Here is a 21,280-nt window from a genome sequence, read left to right on the forward strand (position 1 = left end):
AAGGTTAACCATAGTCGCCGAAAGTGTCGGCATGGCTATTCCCGCGCCCGCGACGATCTTAAGCCCCACTTGCCCGCTCCATGCGCGTGCTACCCGCATTCGGCGCCTGTCGCTTGAAATGGTGACGCGTGCGCGCGCCTCACATATCGGCAGCGCGCTCTCGATCGCCGATATTGTCGCCGCTTTGTACGGCGAGGTGATGCGGTTCAACCCTGCCAACTGGTCTTGGGCGGATCGCGACCGGCTGCTGCTGAGCAAGGGCCATGCATGCGTGGCCATCTATGCCGCGCTGGCGGATGCCGGGTTTTTCCCGGTCGAGCTACTTCAAGATTATGGCCGCGACGGATCTATGCTGATGCACCATATCAGCCACAAAGTGCCCGGGGTTGAATTCTCGACCGGTTCCCTTGGACATGGCCTGCCCTTCGGCACCGGCAAGGCACTGGCCGCCAAACGCCAGGGAAAGGATTGGCGCACCTTCGTCATCCTCGGGGACGGCGAGATGGCCGAGGGCAGCAATTGGGAAGCGATGATGTTCGCCGCGCATCATGGCCTCGATAATCTGGTCGGCATCGTGGATTACAACAAGCTGCAGAGCCTCACGACGGTCGCCAAGACACTGGGGCTGGAACCGCTGGCAGACAAGGTCGCGGCGTTCGGATGGGGCGTGCGCGAAGTCGATGGGCACGACCACCGTGCGATAGCCGACGCCTTGGCCCGAGGACCTTGGGAGAGTGGCAAGCCTTCAATGCTCATCGCGCACACGATCAAGGGCAAGGGCGTCTCCTTCATGGAAGACCAGGTCGCCTGGCATTACCGCAACCCCAGCGCCGACGATCTCGCGCTGGCGCTGGGTGAACTCGCTGATGCGTAACGCATTTATCGAGGAACTCGTCGCGTTGGCTGCCGCGCACGACCATATCGCGCTGGTCGTCGGCGACCTCGGTTATGGCGTGATCGAGCCGTTCGCGGATCGCTTTCCCGATCGCTTCATCAATGCCGGCGTCGCCGAGCAGAACATGACCGGGCTGGCCGCGGGCATGGCTTCCGAGGGCTATCACGTCTTCACCTATTCGATCGCCAATTTCCCGACGTTCCGCTGCGCCGAGCAGATCCGCAACGATGTCGACTATCATGGTCTTCCCGTGACGATCGTCGCGGTGGGCGGGGGGCTGGCTTATGGTGCGCTCGGTTATTCGCACCACGCGGTGCAGGATTACGCGCTGATGCGCAGCATGCCCAGCATGACCATCGCAGCGCCCGGCGATCCGATGGAGGTGCGCGCGTGCATGCGATACCTCGTTGCCAATCCCGGCCCATCCTATCTCCGCATCGGCAAGGCAGGCGAGCCGGTCTATCACGACGCGCCTCCTGTGGTTGCCCCGGGCAAATGGGTCCGCGTTCGCGACGGAGAAGGGGATCGGGCGCTGCTTTCGACCGGAGCGGCGCTGGGCGCGGCACTCGACCGGGCAGACGGCGCGCCGGTCTATTCGATGCCGCTCTGGGGCATGGCAAGCAAGGCGGGCCAGGCGGAGCAGGTCGCGCGTCATGCCAGGCTGGAAACGCTCGAGGATCATCTGCTTGATGGCGGCTTCGGCGCGTGGATGCTCGAGGCGACCGCGGGGCGCGGCGACCTGCCCAGCCGTATTGCGCCGATCGCGCTCGGCAGCACGGTCTGCGGCATGGTCGCGGGACAGGCCACGCTCAACCGGATGGGGGGTCTGACGATCTAGGGTGTGTACCCTGACCCGGCTTCACCGTTCATTTACCAAATTCGTTGAGAGATGGTCGCCATGAAAGCAGTCATCCTTGCCGGCGGTCTCGGTACGCGCCTGTCAGAGGAAACCTCGCTGCGTCCCAAGCCCATGGTCGAGATCGGCGGCATGCCGATCCTGTGGCACATCATGAAGATCTACTCGCACTACGGCGTGACCGACTTCGTCATTTGCCTTGGCTACAAGGGCTATATGGTGAAGGAATATTTCGCCAATTACGCCCTCCACATGTCCGACGTGACTTTCGACATGCGCAAGGGCTCGATGGAAGTGCACCGTAACGATTGCGAAGACTGGCGGATCAGCCTGATCAATACCGGCGAAACCACGATGACGGGTGGCCGCCTCCGCCAGGCCCTGCCGCATATCGGCAATGACGACAGCTTCTGCCTGACCTATGGCGACGGCGTCAGCGACATCGACGTGGCCGCGACCATCGCCTTTCACAATTCGCACGGCAAGCGCGCGACCGTTACCGCGGTGCGCCCCAGCAGCCGCTTCGGTCAGCTCGATCTCGATGGCGACGACGTCCGTGCATTCGCCGAGAAGCCGGTCGATGAAGGCGGCTGGATCAATGGCGGCTTCTTCGTCCTGTCGCGCGACGTGGGCGACTATCTCGATCGGGACGATGGCTGCGTCTGGGAACGCGGTCCGCTGGAAAAGCTCGCCGCGGAAGGCGAGCTCAAATCCTATTTCCATGACGGATTCTGGCAGCCGATGGATACGTTGCGCGACCGGCAGATGCTGGAAGGCATGTGGGAAGCGAAGCAGGCGCCCTGGAAAGTCTGGCACTGAAGTGCGCGTAGACCTGGAATTCTGGCGCGGCCGTCGGGTGTTTCTGACCGGCCATACCGGGTTCAAGGGCAGCTGGCTGACGCTGATGCTGAAGATGCTGCGCGCACGAACGACCGGCTACAGCCTGCCCGCGCCGACCGACCCCTCCATGTTCGAACTGCTCGGTCTGGCTTCGGCGCTGGACCACCATATCGGCGACATTCGCGATCTCGCCGCGATGGAAACCGCGATGCGCGAGGCCCAGCCCGAGATCGTCTTCCACCTCGCCGCGCAGCCGCTCGTGCGCGCATCCTATGCGGAGCCGGTAGACACGTTCGCGACCAATCTGATGGGCACGGTGAACCTGCTCGATGCATGCCGCCGAGTGCCGTCGGTGCGTACGGTCGTCATTGTCACTACCGACAAATGCTACGAAAATACCGGCCTGACCCGCGGATATGCCGAGAGCGATCCGATGGGCGGGCAGGACCCCTATTCGAGCAGCAAGGGCTGCGCCGAGCTTGCTGTTTCGTCCTATCGCGACAGCTTCCTGCGCGCAGCCGGCATCGGTGTCGCATCGGCGCGGGCCGGCAATGTGATTGGCGGTGGCGATTTCGCGATCGATCGGCTGGTACCCGATGCGATGCGTGCTTTCTGCGCGGGAAACCCGCTCGAAATCCGCAATCCCGCCGCGATCCGGCCGTGGCAGCACGTGCTCGATCCACTTGCCGGCTATCTGATGCTCGCCGAGCGGCTGCACGGCGACCCTGGTTTTGCAGCGGGATGGAATTTCGGTCCGGCCGTCGCCGACGCAGCGCCGGTCGAAGCGGTAGTGGACAGTCTGATCGAATGCTGGGGCGAGGATGCACGTTGGGTGCGATCGCCCGGCACGCATCCGCACGAAGCGGCCACGCTGATGCTCGATTGCAGCAAGGCGGGCGAACGGCTTGGCTGGCACCCGAGGCTGTCGCTGGATGAGGCACTGAAGCTGAGCGCGGACTGGTATCGCTGCTGGCATGAACAAGGCGACCTTATCGCCATTTCTAAAGACCAAATTAACCAATATCTTTCACTTTAGGCCCGCGATGGGCAGCGACATTTCCTCACGGACGATGCTGGTCACGGGCGCTGGCGGCTTTGTCGGCGCTGCCGTGGCGCGCGCGGCGCATGCGGCGGGCGTCAACGTCCACGCGACCGGACGCGCGGTTTCCCCCGATCGACTTTCGGGAAGCGGCATTCGCTATCATCCGCTCGACCTCGACGACGACACCACGGTAGATGCGCTGCTGCTGGTCACCCGGCCCGACATCGTCGTCCATACCGCCTGGGCCGGCGTCTCAGGCGCGGCGCGCGCCAGCGACGTCCAGTCCGCCAATATCACCGCCACCTGCCGCCTCGCGGACGCCGCGATCCGATCCGGCGCGCGCAAGTTCGTAGGGGTTGGGAGCCAGGCCGAATATGGCCCGCTCGACGGCCCCGTCGCCGAAACGCACGTGCCGATGCCCTCGACGCTCTACGGCGCGGCGAAGCTTTCCGCCTGCCATCTGGCCCGCCAGCGCTGTGAAGCGGCCGGTGTCGATTTCGCTTGGCTGCGGCTGTTCGCCACTTACGGTCCGGGCGACAATCCCAACTGGCTGATCCCCAGCCTGATCGCGCAGATGGCCGCGGGCGTTGCGCCCAAGATGACGCCCGGCACCCAGAAATGGGATTATCTCTACAACGACGATACCGCCGCCGGCATCCTTGCCACCGCCACGAGCGACGCGCGTGGCATCTTCAACCTCGCCTCGGGCGGCAGTGCCCGCGTGCGCGACATTGCCGCGATGATCCGGGATCGCGTCGCGCCCGGGCTCGAGCTCAACTTCGGCGAAGTTCCGTTCGGCCCGACACAGATCATGCACATGGAGGGCGACATCGCTGCGCTGCGCAGTGCCACTGGCTGGTCGCCCAAAGTCGGCCTTGCCGAGGGTCTCGACCGTACCGTTGCCGCCTACTCGTCCTCGGAAGCCCGAAAGGCTGTCGCATGACCCGCAAGAAAATCTCGATCATCTCGCCTTGCTTCAACGAAGCGGGCAACGTCGAGCGCTGCCATCAGGTCGTGCGCGACCTCTTCGCCGGCCCGCTCAGCGAATATGATTGCGAACATATCTTTGCCGACAATGCCTCGACAGACGGAACGCCGGACATATTGCGCGGTATCGCCGCGCGTGATCCTTCGGTGAAGGTGATCCTGAATGCCCGCAATTTTGGGCCGTTCCGCTCGATGTTCAACGCACTGCGCAGCGCGACCGGAGACGCGGTGGTAGTATTCCTGGCCGTCGATCTGCAGGATCCACCTGAGAAGATCGTCGATTTCGTCCGCCTGTGGGAAACCGGCGTGGAAATTGTCGCCGGGGCGCGGGTCAACCGGCAGGAAAGCCTGATGCTTCGCCTGTGCCGCGGTGCCTTTTATCAGATCGTCAACCGGCTCTCGGACATCGACATCCCGGTCAACGTCGGTGAATTCCAGCTAATCGATCGCAAGGTGTGGAAGGCCGTGGTCGAGCATAACGACCATTATCCCTATGTCCGCGGGATCATCGCGTCGGTCGGGTTCAGCCGGGTGATCGTTCCCTACACTTGGGAAGCGCGCAAAGTCGGCATTTCGAAGAACAATCTGCCACGGCTGGTCGACCAGGCGCTCAACGGCATCTTCTCCTTCACCAACGCGCCGATGCGAGCGTGCACCTTTGCCGGCTTCGGCCTTGCGGCGCTCTGCTTGCTCTATGCGCTGGGGTCGGTCGCCGCATATTTCCTCGTTCCCGGCATGGCGCCGCGCGGAATGATGACGGTGATCGTCTCCTTGTTCTTCCTCTCCGCGATCCAGCTGATCTTCATCGGGATCCTCGGCGAATATGTCACGTCGATCCATTCGCAGGTGCGTCGCGGACCGATGGTGGTGGAGCGCGAGCGGATCAACTTCGAAGCCATGACGGTGCCGGAGAATAGCGCGAACCCCGTGCACGACCTTCAGAAGAAAGTGGCCAAGCTGTGAGCGACGATCCCCAGCGCACCGCGATCGTGGAGGCGGCGCGCGCCTATTTCGAATCGCGTCCTCAGCCCGCCTTCGTGCCGGGCGAGACCTATATCCCGCCCTCGGGCAAGGTGATGGACGGCGCCGATTGCGCGCATCTGATCGATGCCTCACTCGACATGTGGCTGACCGCAGGCCGCTATGCCGAACAGTTCGAGCGCGAACTTGCCGAGCGATTCGGCCGCAGGCATTCGAAGCTGACCGTCTCCGGCTCGGCCGCGAACCTGCTCGCGTTTGCGACGCTGACCAGTTGGAAGCGCGGGCCGAAGGCGATCAAACCCGGCGACGAAGTCATCACGGTTGCCGCGGGCTTCCCGACGACGATCACGCCGATCGTGCAATATGGCTGCATCCCTGTCTTCGTCGATGTCGATATCGCCACGCACAATGTCGATGTCGACGCGCTCGAAGCCGCGATCACCGACAAGACGCGCGCGGTGATGATCGCGCATTCACTCGGCAATCCCTTCGACGTGGTCCGCGTGGCGGAGATCTGCCGCAAGCACGACCTGCTGCTGGTCGAGGATTGCTGCGACGCATTCGGCGCGACCGCGAACGGCCAGAATGTCGGCACGTTCGGCGACATCGCGACGCTCAGCTTCTATCCCGCGCATCACATCACCATGGGCGAGGGCGGCGCGGTGCTGATGGACAGCCCTTTGCTCGCCAAGGTGACCGAGAGCTTCCGCGACTGGGGCCGCGACTGCTATTGCGCGCCGGGCAAGGACAATACCTGCAACAAGCGTTTCGGCTGGCGGCTGGGCGACCTGCCCCAGGGATACGACCACAAATATACCTACAGCCATATCGGCTATAATCTGAAGGTGAGCGACATGCAGGCGGCGCTGGGCGTCAGCCAGTTGCACAAGCTCGACCATTTCATCGCGCGCCGCCGCGAGAATTTTGCCGGGCTCGAAAGGCGCCTGCGTGCCGCCGGGCTCGATCGTTATTATCATTTGCCCGAAGCGACACCGAATACCGATCCGAGCTGGTTCGGCTATCTGATGACCGTGCGCGATGGCAGCGGCCTGGTCCGCAATCAGGTCACCCGCGCGCTGGAGGACCGTAAGGTCGGCACGCGGCTGCTGTTCGCCGGCAATATCATCCGCCAGCCCGCTTTCAAGGACGTGGAATATCGCGTCCATGGCAGCCTCGCCAACACCGACAAGATCATGGAAGACGCGTTCTGGCTCGGGGTATGGCCCGGGATCGACGAGCCGCGGCTCGATTATATGGTCGAAACGCTGGCTGACATCACGCGGGCGTTGATCGCCGGACGGGATCCTGTGCCGAGTCTTTCGGCAGCGTGAGCGAGCCGCGGGCCGGATCATCGACGCGCCAGCTTCTGCTGGTGCTCTTCGCACTGTTCGCGCTCAGCAATGTGTTGGTCCCGGTGTTTCTCGGAAAAGCGGGACCGGCGGCGGTATCGGCCATCGTCGCGTGCGGCTTCCTGGTATTGCTGTGGTTGGGCGAAGGCCGGATCGCGCAACGGGATCCGGTCCGCTGGCGCACCATCGGCATCTGCCTCGCCATCGCCTGCGCGCTGCTGCTGCTCGGAGGCGAAGGGCGGTTGTTCTACGCCAATGAAGACTGGCAGATCCGCGATGCCGTTCTGGCCGACATGGCCGGACACCCTTGGCCCTTCGCCTATCTGACGGGCGGCGGAGAGCAGGTCCTGCGAGCGCCGCTCGGCATGTATCTGCTGCCCGCGATCATAGGCAGAGGAAGCCGGACGGCCACCGACCTTGCGCTGCTGGCGTGCAACACGCTGATGTTGGGCCTGCTCCTCGCTTTGGCCTCTACGCTCTTCGAGACCGCCCGCGCCCGGTTCATGGCGGTGATCGTTTTCATCGCCTTCAGCGGCCTGGACATCGTGGGTACCGTGATCGCCAACAGCGCCGGCGTCGCATCCTATGACCATCTCGAGCGCTGGTCGCCGCCGCTGCAATATTCCTCGGTCATCACGCTGATCTTCTGGGTTCCCCAGCATGCGATCGCCGGATGGTTCTGCGCACTCCTCTATCTGTTGTACCGCCGCGGCAGCATGACGCTGGGCAGCGTTGCGGCTTCGGTGCCGCTGGCGGCGATCTGGTCGCCGCTGGCGGTGATCGGCGCGGTCCCGCTGGTCGCCTGGGCCGGGTTGCGCGCGATACACGGCCGAACGCTGCGCTGGACCGATGTGGCGACGGGGGTTGCTGCGCTGGCCGTGGCGGTGCCCGCTTTGGCCTATCTCGCTGCAGACGCACAGCAATTGCCGTCGGGTCTGCGAGGCGTTCGTCCACTGACATTTGCTACCTTCCTGCTGCTCGAGCTCTTCCCTTCGTTGTGGATCCTCTACCGGCTTCGCGCGCCCCATCGCCTCGGTTTCGATACGCTGGTGCTGGTCACGGCGATGCTGGTGCTTATTCCCCTGTTTCACATCGGCGCGGGCGACGATTTCGCGATGCGAGTATCGATCGTGCCGCTGGCCGTGCTGGTCGCTCTGCTGGCCAGCAGCCTGACCGAAGCCGACGCGCAAATTCCCCGACCGACCGGAATAGCCATCGCCATATTGCTGTCGCTCGGCGCGATAACGGGCACTGCCGAAGTCTGGCGCGCCCTGCGTCTCGCAGCGGCCCCGCCGCCGCTGTGCAGCCTGCCGAGCGCCTGGGTCAGGCAAAGCGGGCGGATCGGTGACATCTCGACCTATCTCGCCCGGACGAGCGCCATGCCAGGCTGGTTGCACCAAGATATGCCGACCCTGATCGATCCCGGCGCCGACCCGCGCGACTGCTGGTCGCGCCCGTGGAAGGCGACGCGATATGGCTGAGACCACTGCACCGAGGATCGAGTATTTCGTCCTGGCGGCGGCGATACTCGTCGGGATCGCGCATCGACTGATTTTCGGCTGGTTCGCGCCGTTCTGGCTCGACGAAGCCTATACCGGCGTCATTGCGACACAGCCCAGTGTCGCCGGCCTGATCCAATGGTGTCGGCACGAAATGAGCGGGCCGTTTTATTACGGCAGCATGTGGGTGTGGGAGAGGTTCGCCGGCGACAGCAATCTCGCGCTGCGCCTGCCGAGCTTGATCGCATCGCTGGGTGCAGTCGTGCTGGTGGCGGCATATGGCGGGTCGAACCGCCGCGAGCGCTGGCTATGGGCAGGACTGACCGCAATCTGGCTACCGGGGCTCTTGTTCGTGGCGCAGGCACGGCCGCAGACATTGCTGTTCCTGCTCGCCACTGCGCAGACCATCGCATTTCTGCGCTGCATCGATACCCGCTCGCCGCGCTGGCTGACAATTTGGTCGGCGATCGGCGCACTGATGATCCTGACGCATATCCATGCGGCGGTGATTACCGGCCTCGAGTTCCTGTGCATTTTATGGACGCTTCGCCCCCGGCTGCGGGAAATCTGGCCGGCATTGGCGATCTTCGGGTGCGTGGCGGCGTGGCTGCCGCTGCAATTGCCGTTCATGACCGGTATCCTCAAGCCCGGTGCAGCCTGGTACCCGGTACTCGGCGTGCGCGATTTGTGGAGAGTACCCTTCTATCTATTCGGGGCAAATTTGGCGGCCTTCGCGATCGTGACGATCGTCCTGGGTATCCTTGCCACGCAATGGGTACGGCGGCGGTCCGCCGGTATACCGCTGCCTTATGCCCGAAGCGAAGTCATGCTGACGGTGTCTGCCCTGCTATCGGTGGCGCTTGTGGTCGGGGTGGGATTTCTGCGGCCGTCTTTCGAACCACGCTATCTCATTCCCTATATGCCGGCCTTGTTGTTCGGCCTCACCGTCGTGCTGTGCCGCACGCACCTGCTACTCAGCCTGCTGCCTAGCATCGTGCTCGCCTCCTGGGCGGGTGCAGCGGTGCAGAACGTCGCTACCTATGCCGCCGCGGATGCGCAGCAGGCGCTGAACCCGCTCGAATTCGAGCGCGGCTCCGATTGGCTCATGCATGCCAACGCGCATCGGGTAATATTCGTGTGGGATAACCCCACCAGCCAGTTGGGCGCCCAGGAGCGCCAGACAGAAGTAGGCGCGTTCTTCTTCCGCCGTGCGGGCTACACTGTTGATGTGCAGGCCATCTATCTGGCGTCCGACCACCAAAGCGCTAGCAACCTCGCCGCGCTGGCGGATACTCGAGGTGCGGCAATCTTGTGGGTAGGCGGGGCCATCTACCCTGCAGGATTGCACGACATGGCCCAATTCGATTGCCGCGATTTTGGCGGTGACACCAGCAGATCCATCGCCTGTATCCGCAAAATCGGATCCGCGACTGCGCGGGTTAGTGCCTTGCAAGACCGAGATCGCGACTAGGTGAAGTTGCTAGCATGCAGGCCGCTGATTGGGTGCCCCCGGAAGCGGATGTAAAGCCAGGCGACTCTCATTCGCTGGTCATGGCGCCTTGGGGACCTGTTCCGCCCGCGTCGTTCTATAATGCAATTGAGGGATAGGCGATCAAGCTAGGCGCCTGCGGAAACGTGGGTTCAGGGCCGCCGGTCAAGGGTGCCGCTCTCAACCGATAACAGGAGCGATCAAGCATGCGCGAAGGCGCCGCGTTTTCGAGTTTCGAACCCCATTGCAATGCCAGCACCACGGGCGAGTTCGCCGTGTTGCAGTTGCGGGAGCGGGGCGTGGCCGCGCTCTCCGAAGCTCTGCAGATATCTGTTCTCCTTGGCGAAACGCATGAGGAAAACATATTCGTTCTCGACGCCGCTGCGGCCGAACTGATCGCGGCGTTCGACGCGGATCCCCAGGCGTCTTTGGCCTATTCGGCCTTGGCGAACCTGCCCGCCAATCTCGCGGCGCCGCTGTTTGACTATTTGCTCGCCCGAAGTTTCGGCGAGGGGCCGCGCGACACACGCGTGCTCAACCAGACCGGCGTGTTGTCACTGATGGGCCTGCTCTCTGCGGCCGGCGCACATGAGCAAGCCGCAGTGCTGCTCAACGAAGCCCGCATGCACCTCGAAACGCCGGCCATCCGCCACGCTGCCTGGATCGCGCGGTGCCGCTGGGCCGGCTGCGCGGTGACCCCTGAATCCTATTGGTCGAGCGAGGTTCGCGGCTTCGACACGCTGGTCGAGGCCGAAGCGGGCGTCGAGCAAATACCGCTGGACATCGCCGCCCACCGAGCACGCGCGCGGTTCGAACTGAGCGCCGGACGTGGCGACAAGGCAATCGAGGCAGTCGCGACCGCGCTCGCGCTTCCGGTTGGCGATGCGGACAAGATGGAGCTGGTCGAGGAGCTGGCACTGCTCGTGCCGTTCATGATCGTCCGCGGGGAATTAGCGACACTCGATGCGCCGCGGCTGCGCTGGGCGCTGGCCGCTGCGCCCGGCGTCACCGAAGCCGCCGCCGCGGCGATCGAGCGCTCGGCACTCCCGTTTCTCGACGAGAACGAAGCGAAAAGCGCGGCGGCGAAGCTCCGCGCCTTTATCGGGCCTGCGGCGGGCTGCGCGCGACCGCCCGTCTCGCCCTTCCCCTCGGTGGGCGGCAAACCGCGCGTCGACACGGTCTGGCTGGAGATCACCAACCACTGCAACCAGAAGTGCACCTTCTGCCCGGACATGTTCCGCGAGGACGCCCGCACCTGGCTGCCGCTCGAGACGATCAAGGGCTTGATCGACGATCTCGCCGACAATGTCAGCGTCGGGTCGATGCAGCTCAATGCCTATGGCGAGCCGCTTCTCCATCCCAACATTGCCGAGATTCTTGCGTATATCCGCGAGCGGAATCTGCCTTGGCCGACTTTCTTCACGACCCATGGCATGACCTTGGTCGACAAGAAGCTGAAGCAGCTTTCCAACAATTATCCGGCGGGAATCGCCATCTCGCTGCACAACGACAGCGAGGAATCCTACCGCGCCACCCGTAGCCAGAAGATCGGCGACTACGAGACCTTGGTAAGCCGCGTCTCGGCGCTGCTGAAACAGATGGTATTCGAGCGGGCGCCGTCGCATCTGCGCCTCTATCAGATGGTCGCCAATGCCGCGATCGACCTCAGGGTCGACGAGAAGACGCGCGCCGCCTTCCCAGACACGCCGGAGCGGATGACGGCGCATGTGCGCAAATGGGAGCGCATTGCGGCGGATATCGCGGTCGCCGCCCCGCCCGAGGCCCGCGCTCACGCGCATCGGAACGACGCCGCCTATATCGCCCAGACCTTCACCAACGCCGATCAATATGATCGCGAGCATCTTCCGATCCTGAGCTGGATCGACGTGCACGGCGTTCGGCAGGAGGCGTTCATGTCGGCGCGGCCGACCTGCACCTATGCGAACCTGCTGCTGGAATATGATCCGCGATGGTCGGTGGAGCGCAAGTTGGTGAATCGTGAGAGCTGCCTGTTCACCGAGACGCCCTCGCTCGCCATCTACGCAACCGGGCGGCTCGGCATCTGTTGCCTCGATCTGAACAGCACTGCGACCTTCGGTTCACTGTCGGATTTTACCGGCCTTCGGGACGCACTCGGCAGCCCGCAGGCGCTCCGGATGTTCGCGCAGCTGTCGAACGGTGTCACCACGAGCCGCGGTTGCCAAATATGCCTCGGTGGTACCGAGCGCTTATGCGCTAGCAAGCGGCTGGACGGACCGAAGCGACCCGCAGGCCATTTCGCGGACGGAGTCTGAAATCCCCGGACACGTGCCACGGGGTTTAGGTCAGCCGAGTTTCCGGGCGTTATCCCAAAACTTGTCGTTGGGAGCGACGCCCAGCCCAGGGCCTTCGGGCAGCGCGAAATAGCCCTCAGTGCATTCCAGCCGACCGTTCATCAACTTCGCCGAATGGGGGAAGATGCTGTGCTGAAACTCGTGATAGGGAAGGCTCAGCACCGTCGCTGACGCCTGCAGGCTGGCGGCGGCGAAGATGCCGGCGCCGATCGTCGCATGGGGAATGATCTTGGCATGATGCGCCTGCGCCAGATGTGCGATGCGCATGAACTGCGTGATGCCGCTATGCCCCATCTCGGTCTGTACGATCGACACCGCGCGCGCCTCGAGCCGCGCGCGTGCGTCATAGACGGTGCGCCATTCCTCGCCCGCGGCGATCGGCACCGTCGCATGGGCGGCAATGTCGGCAAGGCCGGCGACATCCTCGGTCTTGCACGGCGCTTCCATGAAATAGAGATTATAGGGCGCCAGCCGCTGGAGCAGCGCGACCGCTTCCGCCGGCGTATACATCCAGTGGCAGTCGAGCATGATCGCGACATCGGGGCCTAGCCCTTCGCGCAGCGCCGCGATTTCGCGCTCGACACCTTCATAGCTGACCGAGGCGGCGATCTTCACCGCTTTATAGCCCTTGTCGATGAAGCTCCGCGCGAGATCGACCTTCTCGGGGATGGTCCGGCGCGGGAGGCCGGAAACATAAGCGGGGATGCGGTCGCGATGCTTGCCGCCAAGCAGCTGGTGCAGCGGCAGGCCGGTCAACTTCCCCATCAGATCCCATAAGGCGATATCGACCGCCGCCATCGCATCGAGCCAGAAGCCGCCGGTATAGCCGCGCACGCGCATGAGATCGTACAGGTCTTCCCAGATCGCCTGCACGTCGAACGGCGAACGACCGGTTATGATCGGCGTGATGATGTCGGAGACGAACGCGTGGATCGCATCGGGTGCGACCAGCCCATAGGTCTCGCCCCAGCCCTCGGCGCCCGAATCGAGCGTCACGCGGACGACCGCGGAGCGCATCGCCGCCGGATAGATCGTGCGGTTGCCGCGACGGACGAAATAGCCGGCGCTGTTGACCGACTCGCCCGGGCCGAGACCGCCGAGATAGGCGTCGTCCTGCGGAATCGTGACGGAGTAAACGTCGATCGACGCAATCCGATCATCCAGCGTCATGCATCCTGCTCCCGTTCGTAAAGGCGTCGTTCGCGCTATCGCATCTCACTATGCCATTTGAAGCTTTATTAGCAACATTAATCGACAACTGATAATGGGGATTCGGTGAGGACCAATTGCTCGTCTGGACGAAACTTTGCAGGCGGGATAGCTGCGGAGGTTGAAGCGGGTTCGCTAGTGACGCTGAACAAGCAACGATGGGACTGAGCATGCGCGTGGGAGCCAGCAGAGCGAAAGCGGGTGCGCAGCCCAACCAGAGCCTGATCGACGGCATCACCGTGCTGCAAGCGCTCGCGACCTCGACCGAACCGGTCGGATGCCGCGAACTGGCGCGCCGCGTCGATCTCGAAACAACCAGGGTCAACCGGCTGCTCAAGACGCTCACCTATCTCGGCATCGCGCGCCAGACCAGCGACCGCAAATACGGCCCGGGCTCGGGCATGACGGTCCTCGCGGCGCAGAGCCTGTTCGCGTCGGGATTGCTGCGCCGCGCGCTGCCGGCGCTCGAGGATCTGCGCCGGTTCGGCCATACCGTGGCGATGGGCGTGTTGTGGCGCGACAATGTCAGCTACCTTTTCCACGCGCCGCCCAACATGCCCGAGACCGACGCGCTGGGACGGATCGGCCTGTATCCCGCGACGCGCGGGGGCATCGGCATGGCGTTGCTGGCCGCGCTCGACGATCTCGAGGTCGAGGAAACCTATGCCGGCCACGATATCCCGGGCTACGCGGATCTTCCGACGCTCCTCGCCGCGCTCAACGAGGTCCGCGCCAAGGGCCATGTCCGCCTCCGCGTCAAGGACGAGCGCGAGCAGCACACTGTCGCGATCACGATTGGGAAGCCGGTCTATGCGGCGATCGGTTTGTCCGGGTGGATACCAACCGCGGCGATGCCCGAGATGCTCGACGCGCTGCATGAGGCGGCGCGCAAGATCGGCGAAAGCGGCGACGCGCGTGGGCCGCAGCTCGATCTCGCCGATCCGGCGCTGGATTATCGGGTCGCCGTCTAGCGCTAGGCGGCGCGTTCGAGACGCGCCAGGATCCGCGTCAGCTCGTCATGATCCCCGGAGTCGAGCTCCGGCCCCGGCGAGCGCGTATAGGCGTTCGCGATCAGCCCGCGGCGGCGCAGGACTTCCTTGGTCAGGCGCCAGCGGAACACCGCCTGCATCATCAAGATCGGCAGCACCGCTTCGTAGAGATCGCGCACCTTTTCGCTATCGCCGGCAAGGTGTGCATTCATCAGCGCGACGTGGATTTCGGGAGTCTCGGCCGCGGGCATCGTGCCGATCGCGCCACGGGCCAGTTCATCGGTGATATAGCGCCCGCCGGCGCCGCCGAACACGCCACGCAGGCTGGCCGGACGGTGCTCCAGCAGCGCGCTGATGCGCTGGCCGCACGGCATATTCTCTTCCTTGACCCAGCGGATCGCATCGGTCGCTTGCACGACCTCGCGAAGTTGCGCGCTGGACAGCGCCAGACCCATCGGCACGGGCGCGTTCTGGAGCATCAGCGGCAGGTCTGCGCGTGTGCCGAGCGTCGTGTAGAATGCGCCCAGCGCCGTGGCATCGGCGCCGACCGACTTCGGCGTCATCACCATGGCCGCGACGGCGCCGGCCCTGGCTCCGGCGGTCGCCAGGCGCGTGCTTTCATCCAGGCCGATGCCGCTGGCACCGACGACGAAGTGCGCGCGGCCCGCCACGCGGCTTCCGACGAAGCCGATCATCGCCTCGCGCTCCTCCAGCGTGAGCATGTCATATTCGCTGGCGAGGCCCGGAAACACGACGCCATCGACACCGCGATCGAGCGCATAGTCGATGACGCTGGCCATTCCACCCTCGTCGATATCGCCGGCCGCGGTGAAGATCGTGGGCAGCACGGGAAACACGCCGCCGATACTTGCAGTCATTTCAATCTCCAGAGCGAATTAGAGCGCCGCGCGGATCTCCGCGCCGGTCGAGCTAGTCAAAATGAGGGACCGGAGATCCGTTCCGGTCCCCCAGGGAGGCATGTCGAGGGCGACACGAGCCTCAGAATTTGGCGTTGAACCCGAGCGAGAAACGCCGGCCCTGCAACCCGTAGAACGAGGTCGCCTCGGGCGATTCCACGTATCTTTTCTGCACCTCATTGGTCAGGTTCGAGGCATCGGCGAAGATCGTGAACCGGCTGAACTCGTAGCGCACCGACGCGTCGAGCGTGCGATACGGCGCATAATAGATCGCGGTGCTGCCCGGCCCGACGCTGTCGAAGAACTTGTCGCGATAATTGTACGCGGCGCGGATGCCGAAGCCGTATTTCTCGTAATAAGCGACGAGATTGTAGTTCACCTTGGACAGGCCCTGGAGCGGCAGTGCCGATCCCCTGCGGTCGAGCAGCGAGGTCGTGCTGTCGATGTACGAGAAGTTGGCGACCACCCCGAAACCGTCGAGCGGCGACGGCAGGAAATAGAAGGGGGTCTGGAACAGCACCTCGACACCCTTAACTTTGCCGCCCGTGCCGTTGAACGGCCGCGTCACCAGGAAGCCCTCGGGCTGCCCGGGAGGCGCCACCTCGCCCGGCGGGATTTCATAGGCGGCGCGGCTGAAGATGAACGTCTTCACGTCCTTGTAGAACCCGCCGATGGTCAGCGCCGAACCGCGTGCGAAATACCATTCCAGCGCGACGTCAAATTGATCGGCGCGGAGCGGAGCGAGGCGCGGATTGCCTGAGCTGCCGTTGTAGGGCGACAAACGGTTGAGAATGAGATCCGGTGACAGATCGACCGAGTCCGGCAGGCCGAGCACCTTGGCATAGCCAGCGCGGAGCAACAGCTTGTCGGTCAGTTCCAGCTTGACGACCGCGCTGGGCAGCCAATCGACGAAGTGGGACCTGACATCGAGCGGATCGACCGCACCGCTGGCGCGGCGGATCGCGCCCAGCGCATCGCGATCGGTATCGGTGTAGCGCACGCCGACATTGCCCGAGAGCGGCATCGAACCGAGATTGGTCGCAAAATTGACCTTGAGATAGGCAGCCATCGTCTTTTCGGAGATGCTGAATGACTGAAGCGGATCGAGGAACCGCGCCGGGCACAGGCCGCTCCCGGGCGCGAGGAACTCGCACGCCGTCCCAATCGGAAGCGCCGTCGCTATGGCGTCGACGTAATGCATGGCGATCGCCGGCGCACCGCCACCCAGCAGGTCGGAATAGTCCCGGACATTGTAGCTCGCCGGCCCCCCGGCGACGAGGATCGTGCTGGCGGGGGTCGCGCCGCTGAATCCGACCTGCCGCTGGATCGTGTCGCGGTCGGTCACCAGCGCCGAATAGCGCATGCCCGCATCGATCTGCGACAGGAACGACCCTCCCGGCTTGAAGGCGAAGTCGATCTTGCCGGCGGTTTCCTGGCCCGTGTTGCGATTGAAATTGTCGAACACGTTTGAATAGCGGAACTGGGCGGGAGCGGTGACGTCGAGCGAGGCTGGCGCTGTGACGGTCGGAATGCCGCCGTCGTTGATATCGAACCCGAACAGATATTTGTTGATGCTCTGCACACGGACGAATTCTTGCGTCACGTCCATCGTCGCGCGCGAATAGTTGAATTCGGGATTGACCGAGAAGCGCCCGTCGTCGGTCTTCCACTTGAAGCCGATCCCGCTGCTGATCGTATCGCTCTTGACGTGCAACGCTTCGGCATTGCCCTGGGCGACCTGGTTGATCGTACCCGAGGTCAGGATCTCGTTCGACGACAGCGTGTAGGACGTATAGTCGCCGGCGTTGCTGCTGAGCGGCACCGAGAACCAGTCGCGTGTGCGGTTGGTGGTCAGGTGCGAGTAGGCGGCGTCGCCATAGAGTTCGAAACTGGGGTTCGGCCGCCACTGGAACGCAGCGTTCCCGCCGATCTTTTCGCGCTTCTCGCGCAGGCGCTGGAAGCGGAAGTCGGCGATGTAGGTGCCCGGAATGCCGTCGCCATTGGGGTCGTTCGCCTTCGGATTGGCGGGGGTGTTGAAGGCCGATGTCAGCGGCGTGTAGCCGGTGAACGAGTTGAACGAATCCTCGTTGACCGGCTTGTTCGAATAGGTCGCGTTCAACAGGATGCCGAACGTGTCGTTGGCGAAGGTGTTCGAATAGAGCGCCGAGCCGTCATAGCCCCAGCGCTTGTCCTGGTCCGAATAGACGGTCGAACCTGAAACGGAGATCAGCTGGCCGGGCTTGTCGAAGGGCTTGCGCGTGATGATGTCGACGGTGCCGCTGAGTGAGCCATCGGTGCGGTCCGCGCCCTGCAGCTTGATGACGTCGAGCCGGCCGATCATTTCCGACGGGAACAGCGACAGCGGGCCGTAGTCCGAATCGGCGACCGCAGCGATGCCGACACCGCGGCCGTTCGGGTTGACGAGCGTGCGTCCGTTGATCTCCGTCCGATTCTGCCGAAGGCCGCGGATCGAAACGCTGGTGCCCTCGCCGAGCGCACGGCGGATCTGCACGCCGGAAACGCGCTGCAGCGATTCCGCGATATTGTTATCGGGCAGCTTGGCCACGTCGGTGGCGATGATCGAGTCTTGAAACTGATTGGTTTCCCGCTTCACGTCGAGCGCTTCGGCCAGGCTCTGGCGATAGCCGGTGACGACGATGTCGCCCGCCGTCGCCTCCTGTGCGGCGGGCTGCGTCTCAGCCGGTGGCGGTGTTTGCGGCTGGGTCTGCGCGGTCGCCGAGGTCGCGGCCAACATGGCTCCCAGGCAAGCACCACCGAGCCACCGATTCGTCCTTCGCATGTCACTCTCCCCTACGATCTTTATTTTTCTTGGTCGGAGAGTGTTGCACATTTAGCTACATGTCAACTGGGCGTCGGCGAAATATGTCGCGCATGCGCGACCGAACCTTGTGGCTGTAAATGCGCCCGAAAAGGTCAGAGAACCGTGCGGATGTCGTCGATCAGCGGCGGGTGATGCTCGCGCCGCCATCGATCAGATAGTCGACGCCGGTGATCCAGGAGGCTTCGTCCGAGCAGAGGAACAATGCTAGGGCAGCAACGTCGTCGGGAGTGCCGAGCCGGCCCAGCGGATGCCGCGCGACGTTGGCCGCGCGCGCCGCCTGCGGATCTGGCTGCGATTCGAACCCTCCGCGCAACAACGCCGTGTCGATCGAAGCCGGACGGATGGCATTGACCCGCACATTGTCTCCGGCGAGCTCGAGCGCGAGCGTTTTCGTGACACTGTCGAGCGCCGCCTTCGACGCGGCATAGGCCGCCAGGCCCGGCGTGGCGAAAGTCGAATTGATCGACGAGACGAACAGGAATGCCCCGCGTCGCCGCGCCTGCATTCCCGGGGCAAAGGCCTTGGCAAGGCGAAAGGCGCCGCCGACGTTCACGTCCATCATTCGCGACAGGAAATCGCTTTCGGTTTCAAGCGTCGCGCCGCGACCGCCCAGCGCGGCGGCATGGACGACGATCGTCGGCAGCAGGCCGGCCGAGGCGACCGCCTCGGCGGCCGATCGCACGGACTCGTCATCGCCGAGGTCGCACGTCAATTTGACGTCGCCATCCGCCGGCTCGACCAGGTCGAGCGCCGCCACGCGGCAACCCTCCTGCGCGAACCGCCGAACGATGGCGCCCCCGATCCCGCCCGCGGCCCCCGTCACGACCGCGATATGTCCGTGCAATCTTGTCATCGCAACTGCTCCTGCTCGGCCGCGACCCGTCTTATCGTGGCGAAGCCGGCCGCCGACAGCCGGTTATCGTCGATGCATTCGGCCTTCATTCCCAGGTGATTGATCGCCGCAAGGAATAACGGCGCGACATCCTCCGCGCCGGTGACGAAGCAGGCGCGATCGAACCTTGCCGCCGGCAGATTTTCGCGCACGTCCGATCCGATCAGGACGCCCCACAAATAGGATGCTGCGTCCTGTTCGCTGAAACGCTTCGCCTGCACGGCGGTCCGCGCGGAGAAGAGCAGCCGGCCCAGGCCTCCGCCGTCGGCCGCACGCGACAAGCCCGTTCTGAAGGCATCGCCGTCCCGCGCCGGTGCCGCCATCAACGGCGCGAGGATGCTCCGCTCGGCGAGCACGCGGTAGAGTTCGACCGTCATCGAGGTGTGAAACCGCTCGACCGCCGTCCGGCCCAGCTCGATCCATTTGCCGTGCATCCCCGGCACCGATAGCAGCAGCGTGTCGTCGCCCCGACCCTCTCCGACGAGCCCGGCGGCCGCGACCTCTTCGCCGCGCAGGACATCCGGATCGCCGAAGCGGGAGATGCACGACAATCCTGGCAGGATCGCGACGGACAAGGTGTCGATCTGCGTCCGGCGTGCATGCAAGGCGATCATCGCCGGTGTCGCCGGGCACGGCAGCTGCTCGACCGCCTCAAGTCCCATCGGCGACCCGATCATCCCCGCCAGCCACGTCGTGGCGCAGGCGTCCGGCCAACGGGCACGCATCCTCCGCAACCGCGCAACCCTGGCCGGGCGATCCAGATCGACCAGCCGCACGTCCTCGACCAAGGTGTCGAGGATGTCGCCGTCCGCCGCGAGCAGGCGCGCCCGGATCCGCGCAGTACCCCATTCGACGGCGATGAACGGCCTCCCGCTCACGCCTCGCTCTCCCGATCGGCCATCGAGCGGCCCGTCGTGGCGAGATAGGCGGCGATCACACCGAGCGGGTAGGCGATGGCGATTGCCAGGAACATTGGCCGATAGGTGAGCACCGCAACAAGCTGGCCGACCGCATAGGTCGATCCGATCGTGACCAAGCCGGTAACGATGCCGCCAATCCCCATGACCTTGCCGAGGTGACGGCTCGGGTAGAGATCGACTGGCAAGGCGGTCTGGTTGGTGACCCATGCCGTGTGGCAAAACGCGACGACCGCGCCGAGCGCCAGGCTGATCGCGATGCTCGGCTCGAGCGCGTTGATCGCGCCGACCGGGGCGACCAACGCGACCAGGCCCATAACCGCCACCCGTGCCCGCGCCGGCCGCACGCCGCGGCCGACGAACCACCCGGACAATATGCCCCCGCCGACTGCGCCGAAACCGGCTGCCGCGTAGACGATCCACGTCGTCCGCCCCATCTCGGCGATGGTCAGGCCGCGCTCCTCGGTCAGATATTTGGGGAACCAGAACAGATAGAAGAACCACACCGGATTGGTCAGCGAACTGCCGACCGCATAGAACCACACGCCGCGCGTGCGCATCACGGCTACCCAGCCTTTCCAGCCGGAATCATCGACCGGCTCGGAACGTTCCGCGACGATATCGGGCCTCGCCGCGGCGTCTTCGTCATAGACGGGCAAGGGTTGGTCCGGCCGGTAAAGCAGGAGCCAGGCGGCCAGCCAGATCAGACCGAGCGCACCGCTGATGACGAAGGTGAGCCGCCAGCCGAATGCGAGGAAGAGGACGGCCATCAATACCGGCGCTATCGCCGCTCCGAAATGCGCGGCTGAGGAATAGATGCCGATCGCGAGCGCCCGCTCGCGCTGCGGAAACCATTCGCGGACCAGCTTGGGCGACGCGACCCAATTGCCTGCTTCGCCAAGGCCAAGAGCGAACCGGCTTGCGCCCAATTGCCAGATGTTGGCGGCCAGACCGGTGCACGCGCTGGCAAGCGACCACCAGCCGACGAACACGACCATGCCCCAGCGCGCGCCGATGCGGTCGACAATGAAGGCGGACACCAGTCCACCCAGCATATAGGCGACGAGGAAGGCGTTGACGACGGAGGCATAGCCCTTGTCGTCGATCCTGAGCTCGCCCTGGACGACACCTGCCATCAGCCCGAGCGTCTGGCGATCGAGATAGTTGAGGACCGCTGCGAGCGCGAGCATCGTCACGATCAGCCACCGGAACCGGGCGATCTTCGCCCCTTCGGCTATCATTC

Annotated in this window: 17 protein-coding genes; 11 read left to right on the top strand and 6 right to left on the bottom strand. The window is 64.4% G+C overall.

Annotated features, from left to right (window positions below):
- Nucleotides 1-31 precede the first annotated feature (31 nt).
- The 10 genes from IAG41_RS16985 (at nt 32) to IAG41_RS17030 (ending at nt 12,232) form a co-directional block, all read left to right on the top strand.
- Complete coding sequence (locus IAG41_RS16985; protein ID WP_187729842.1) at nt 32-874, top strand: transketolase; 843 nt, start codon at nt 32-34, stop codon at nt 872-874.
- Nucleotides 867-1,733 (top strand): transketolase family protein, encoded by an 867-nt coding sequence (locus tag IAG41_RS16990; RefSeq protein ID WP_187729843.1) that lies wholly within the window; start codon nt 867-869, stop codon nt 1,731-1,733. Before IAG41_RS16985 ends, IAG41_RS16990 begins: the two co-directional genes overlap by 8 nt.
- A 60-nt stretch (nt 1,734-1,793) precedes the next feature.
- Nucleotides 1,794-2,570 (top strand): glucose-1-phosphate cytidylyltransferase, encoded by a 777-nt coding sequence (gene rfbF / locus IAG41_RS16995; protein WP_187729844.1) that lies wholly within the window; start codon nt 1,794-1,796, stop codon nt 2,568-2,570.
- 1 nt (nt 2,571) lies between these two features.
- Nucleotides 2,572-3,627, top strand: a complete 1,056-nt coding sequence (gene rfbG, locus IAG41_RS17000; RefSeq protein ID WP_316251181.1) for a CDP-glucose 4,6-dehydratase — start codon at nt 2,572-2,574, stop codon at nt 3,625-3,627.
- A gap of 7 nt (nt 3,628-3,634) precedes the next feature.
- On the top strand, nt 3,635-4,576 hold the full coding sequence (locus IAG41_RS17005; RefSeq protein WP_187729845.1) for an NAD-dependent epimerase/dehydratase family protein: 942 nt from the start codon (nt 3,635-3,637) through the stop codon (nt 4,574-4,576).
- The gene (locus IAG41_RS17010; protein WP_187729846.1) at nt 4,573-5,583 is read left to right on the top strand and encodes a glycosyltransferase family 2 protein; all 1,011 of its coding nucleotides are present in this window, start codon (nt 4,573-4,575) and stop codon (nt 5,581-5,583) included. Before IAG41_RS17005 ends, IAG41_RS17010 begins: the two co-directional genes overlap by 4 nt.
- On the top strand, nt 5,580-6,932 hold the full coding sequence (rfbH, locus tag IAG41_RS17015; RefSeq protein WP_187729847.1) for a lipopolysaccharide biosynthesis protein RfbH: 1,353 nt from the start codon (nt 5,580-5,582) through the stop codon (nt 6,930-6,932). Before IAG41_RS17010 ends, rfbH begins: the two co-directional genes overlap by 4 nt.
- Nucleotides 6,929-8,431 carry a hypothetical protein gene (locus IAG41_RS17020; protein WP_187729848.1) on the top strand — a complete coding sequence of 501 codons (1,503 nt, stop codon included), beginning with the start codon at nt 6,929-6,931 and terminating at the stop codon, nt 8,429-8,431. Before rfbH ends, IAG41_RS17020 begins: the two co-directional genes overlap by 4 nt.
- Nucleotides 8,424-9,920 (top strand): glycosyltransferase family 39 protein, encoded by a 1,497-nt coding sequence (locus IAG41_RS17025; protein ID WP_187729849.1) that lies wholly within the window; start codon nt 8,424-8,426, stop codon nt 9,918-9,920. Before IAG41_RS17020 ends, IAG41_RS17025 begins: the two co-directional genes overlap by 8 nt.
- A gap of 224 nt (nt 9,921-10,144) precedes the next feature.
- The gene (locus tag IAG41_RS17030; RefSeq protein WP_187729850.1) at nt 10,145-12,232 is read left to right on the top strand and encodes a radical SAM/SPASM domain-containing protein; all 2,088 of its coding nucleotides are present in this window, start codon (nt 10,145-10,147) and stop codon (nt 12,230-12,232) included.
- Between the two features lie 30 nt (nt 12,233-12,262).
- On the opposite strand, the gene IAG41_RS17035 is transcribed toward IAG41_RS17030, so the two are convergent.
- Nucleotides 12,263-13,441, bottom strand: coding sequence for a mandelate racemase/muconate lactonizing enzyme family protein (locus tag IAG41_RS17035; protein ID WP_187729851.1), 1,179 nt, complete (start codon nt 13,439-13,441; stop codon nt 12,263-12,265).
- Between the two features lie 209 nt (nt 13,442-13,650).
- Here IAG41_RS17035 and IAG41_RS17040 point away from each other — a divergent pair, with 209 nt between their 5' ends.
- Entirely contained in the window at nt 13,651-14,451 is an 801-nt protein-coding gene (locus tag IAG41_RS17040) for an IclR family transcriptional regulator (protein WP_187729852.1), read from the top strand.
- A gap of 2 nt (nt 14,452-14,453) precedes the next feature.
- Here IAG41_RS17040 and IAG41_RS17045 read toward each other — a convergent pair whose 3' ends face one another.
- The 5 genes from IAG41_RS17045 to IAG41_RS17065 all read right to left on the bottom strand — a co-directional run bounded on the left by IAG41_RS17045 (nt 14,454) and on the right by IAG41_RS17065 (nt 21,278).
- Nucleotides 14,454-15,347 carry a dihydrodipicolinate synthase family protein gene (locus IAG41_RS17045; RefSeq protein ID WP_187729853.1) on the bottom strand — a complete coding sequence of 298 codons (894 nt, stop codon included), beginning with the start codon at nt 15,345-15,347 and terminating at the stop codon, nt 14,454-14,456.
- 121 nt (nt 15,348-15,468) lie between these two features.
- Nucleotides 15,469-18,141 carry a TonB-dependent receptor gene (locus tag IAG41_RS17050; RefSeq protein WP_187729854.1) on the bottom strand — a complete coding sequence of 891 codons (2,673 nt, stop codon included), beginning with the start codon at nt 18,139-18,141 and terminating at the stop codon, nt 15,469-15,471.
- 205 nt (nt 18,142-18,346) lie between these two features.
- Complete coding sequence (locus tag IAG41_RS17055; RefSeq protein WP_187729855.1) at nt 18,347-19,081, bottom strand: SDR family NAD(P)-dependent oxidoreductase; 735 nt, start codon at nt 19,079-19,081, stop codon at nt 18,347-18,349.
- Nucleotides 19,078-19,998 (bottom strand): 2-dehydro-3-deoxygalactonokinase, encoded by a 921-nt coding sequence (locus IAG41_RS17060; RefSeq protein ID WP_187729856.1) that lies wholly within the window; start codon nt 19,996-19,998, stop codon nt 19,078-19,080. The genes IAG41_RS17055 and IAG41_RS17060 overlap by 4 nt, the downstream gene beginning before the upstream one ends.
- Complete coding sequence (locus IAG41_RS17065) at nt 19,995-21,278, bottom strand: MFS transporter (RefSeq protein WP_187729857.1); 1,284 nt, start codon at nt 21,276-21,278, stop codon at nt 19,995-19,997. The genes IAG41_RS17060 and IAG41_RS17065 overlap by 4 nt, the downstream gene beginning before the upstream one ends.
- Nucleotides 21,279-21,280: the final 2 nt, after the last annotated feature.

Source organism: Sphingomonas sp. JC676 (assembly GCF_014489075.1).
Classification (GTDB): domain Bacteria; phylum Pseudomonadota; class Alphaproteobacteria; order Sphingomonadales; family Sphingomonadaceae; genus Sphingomonas.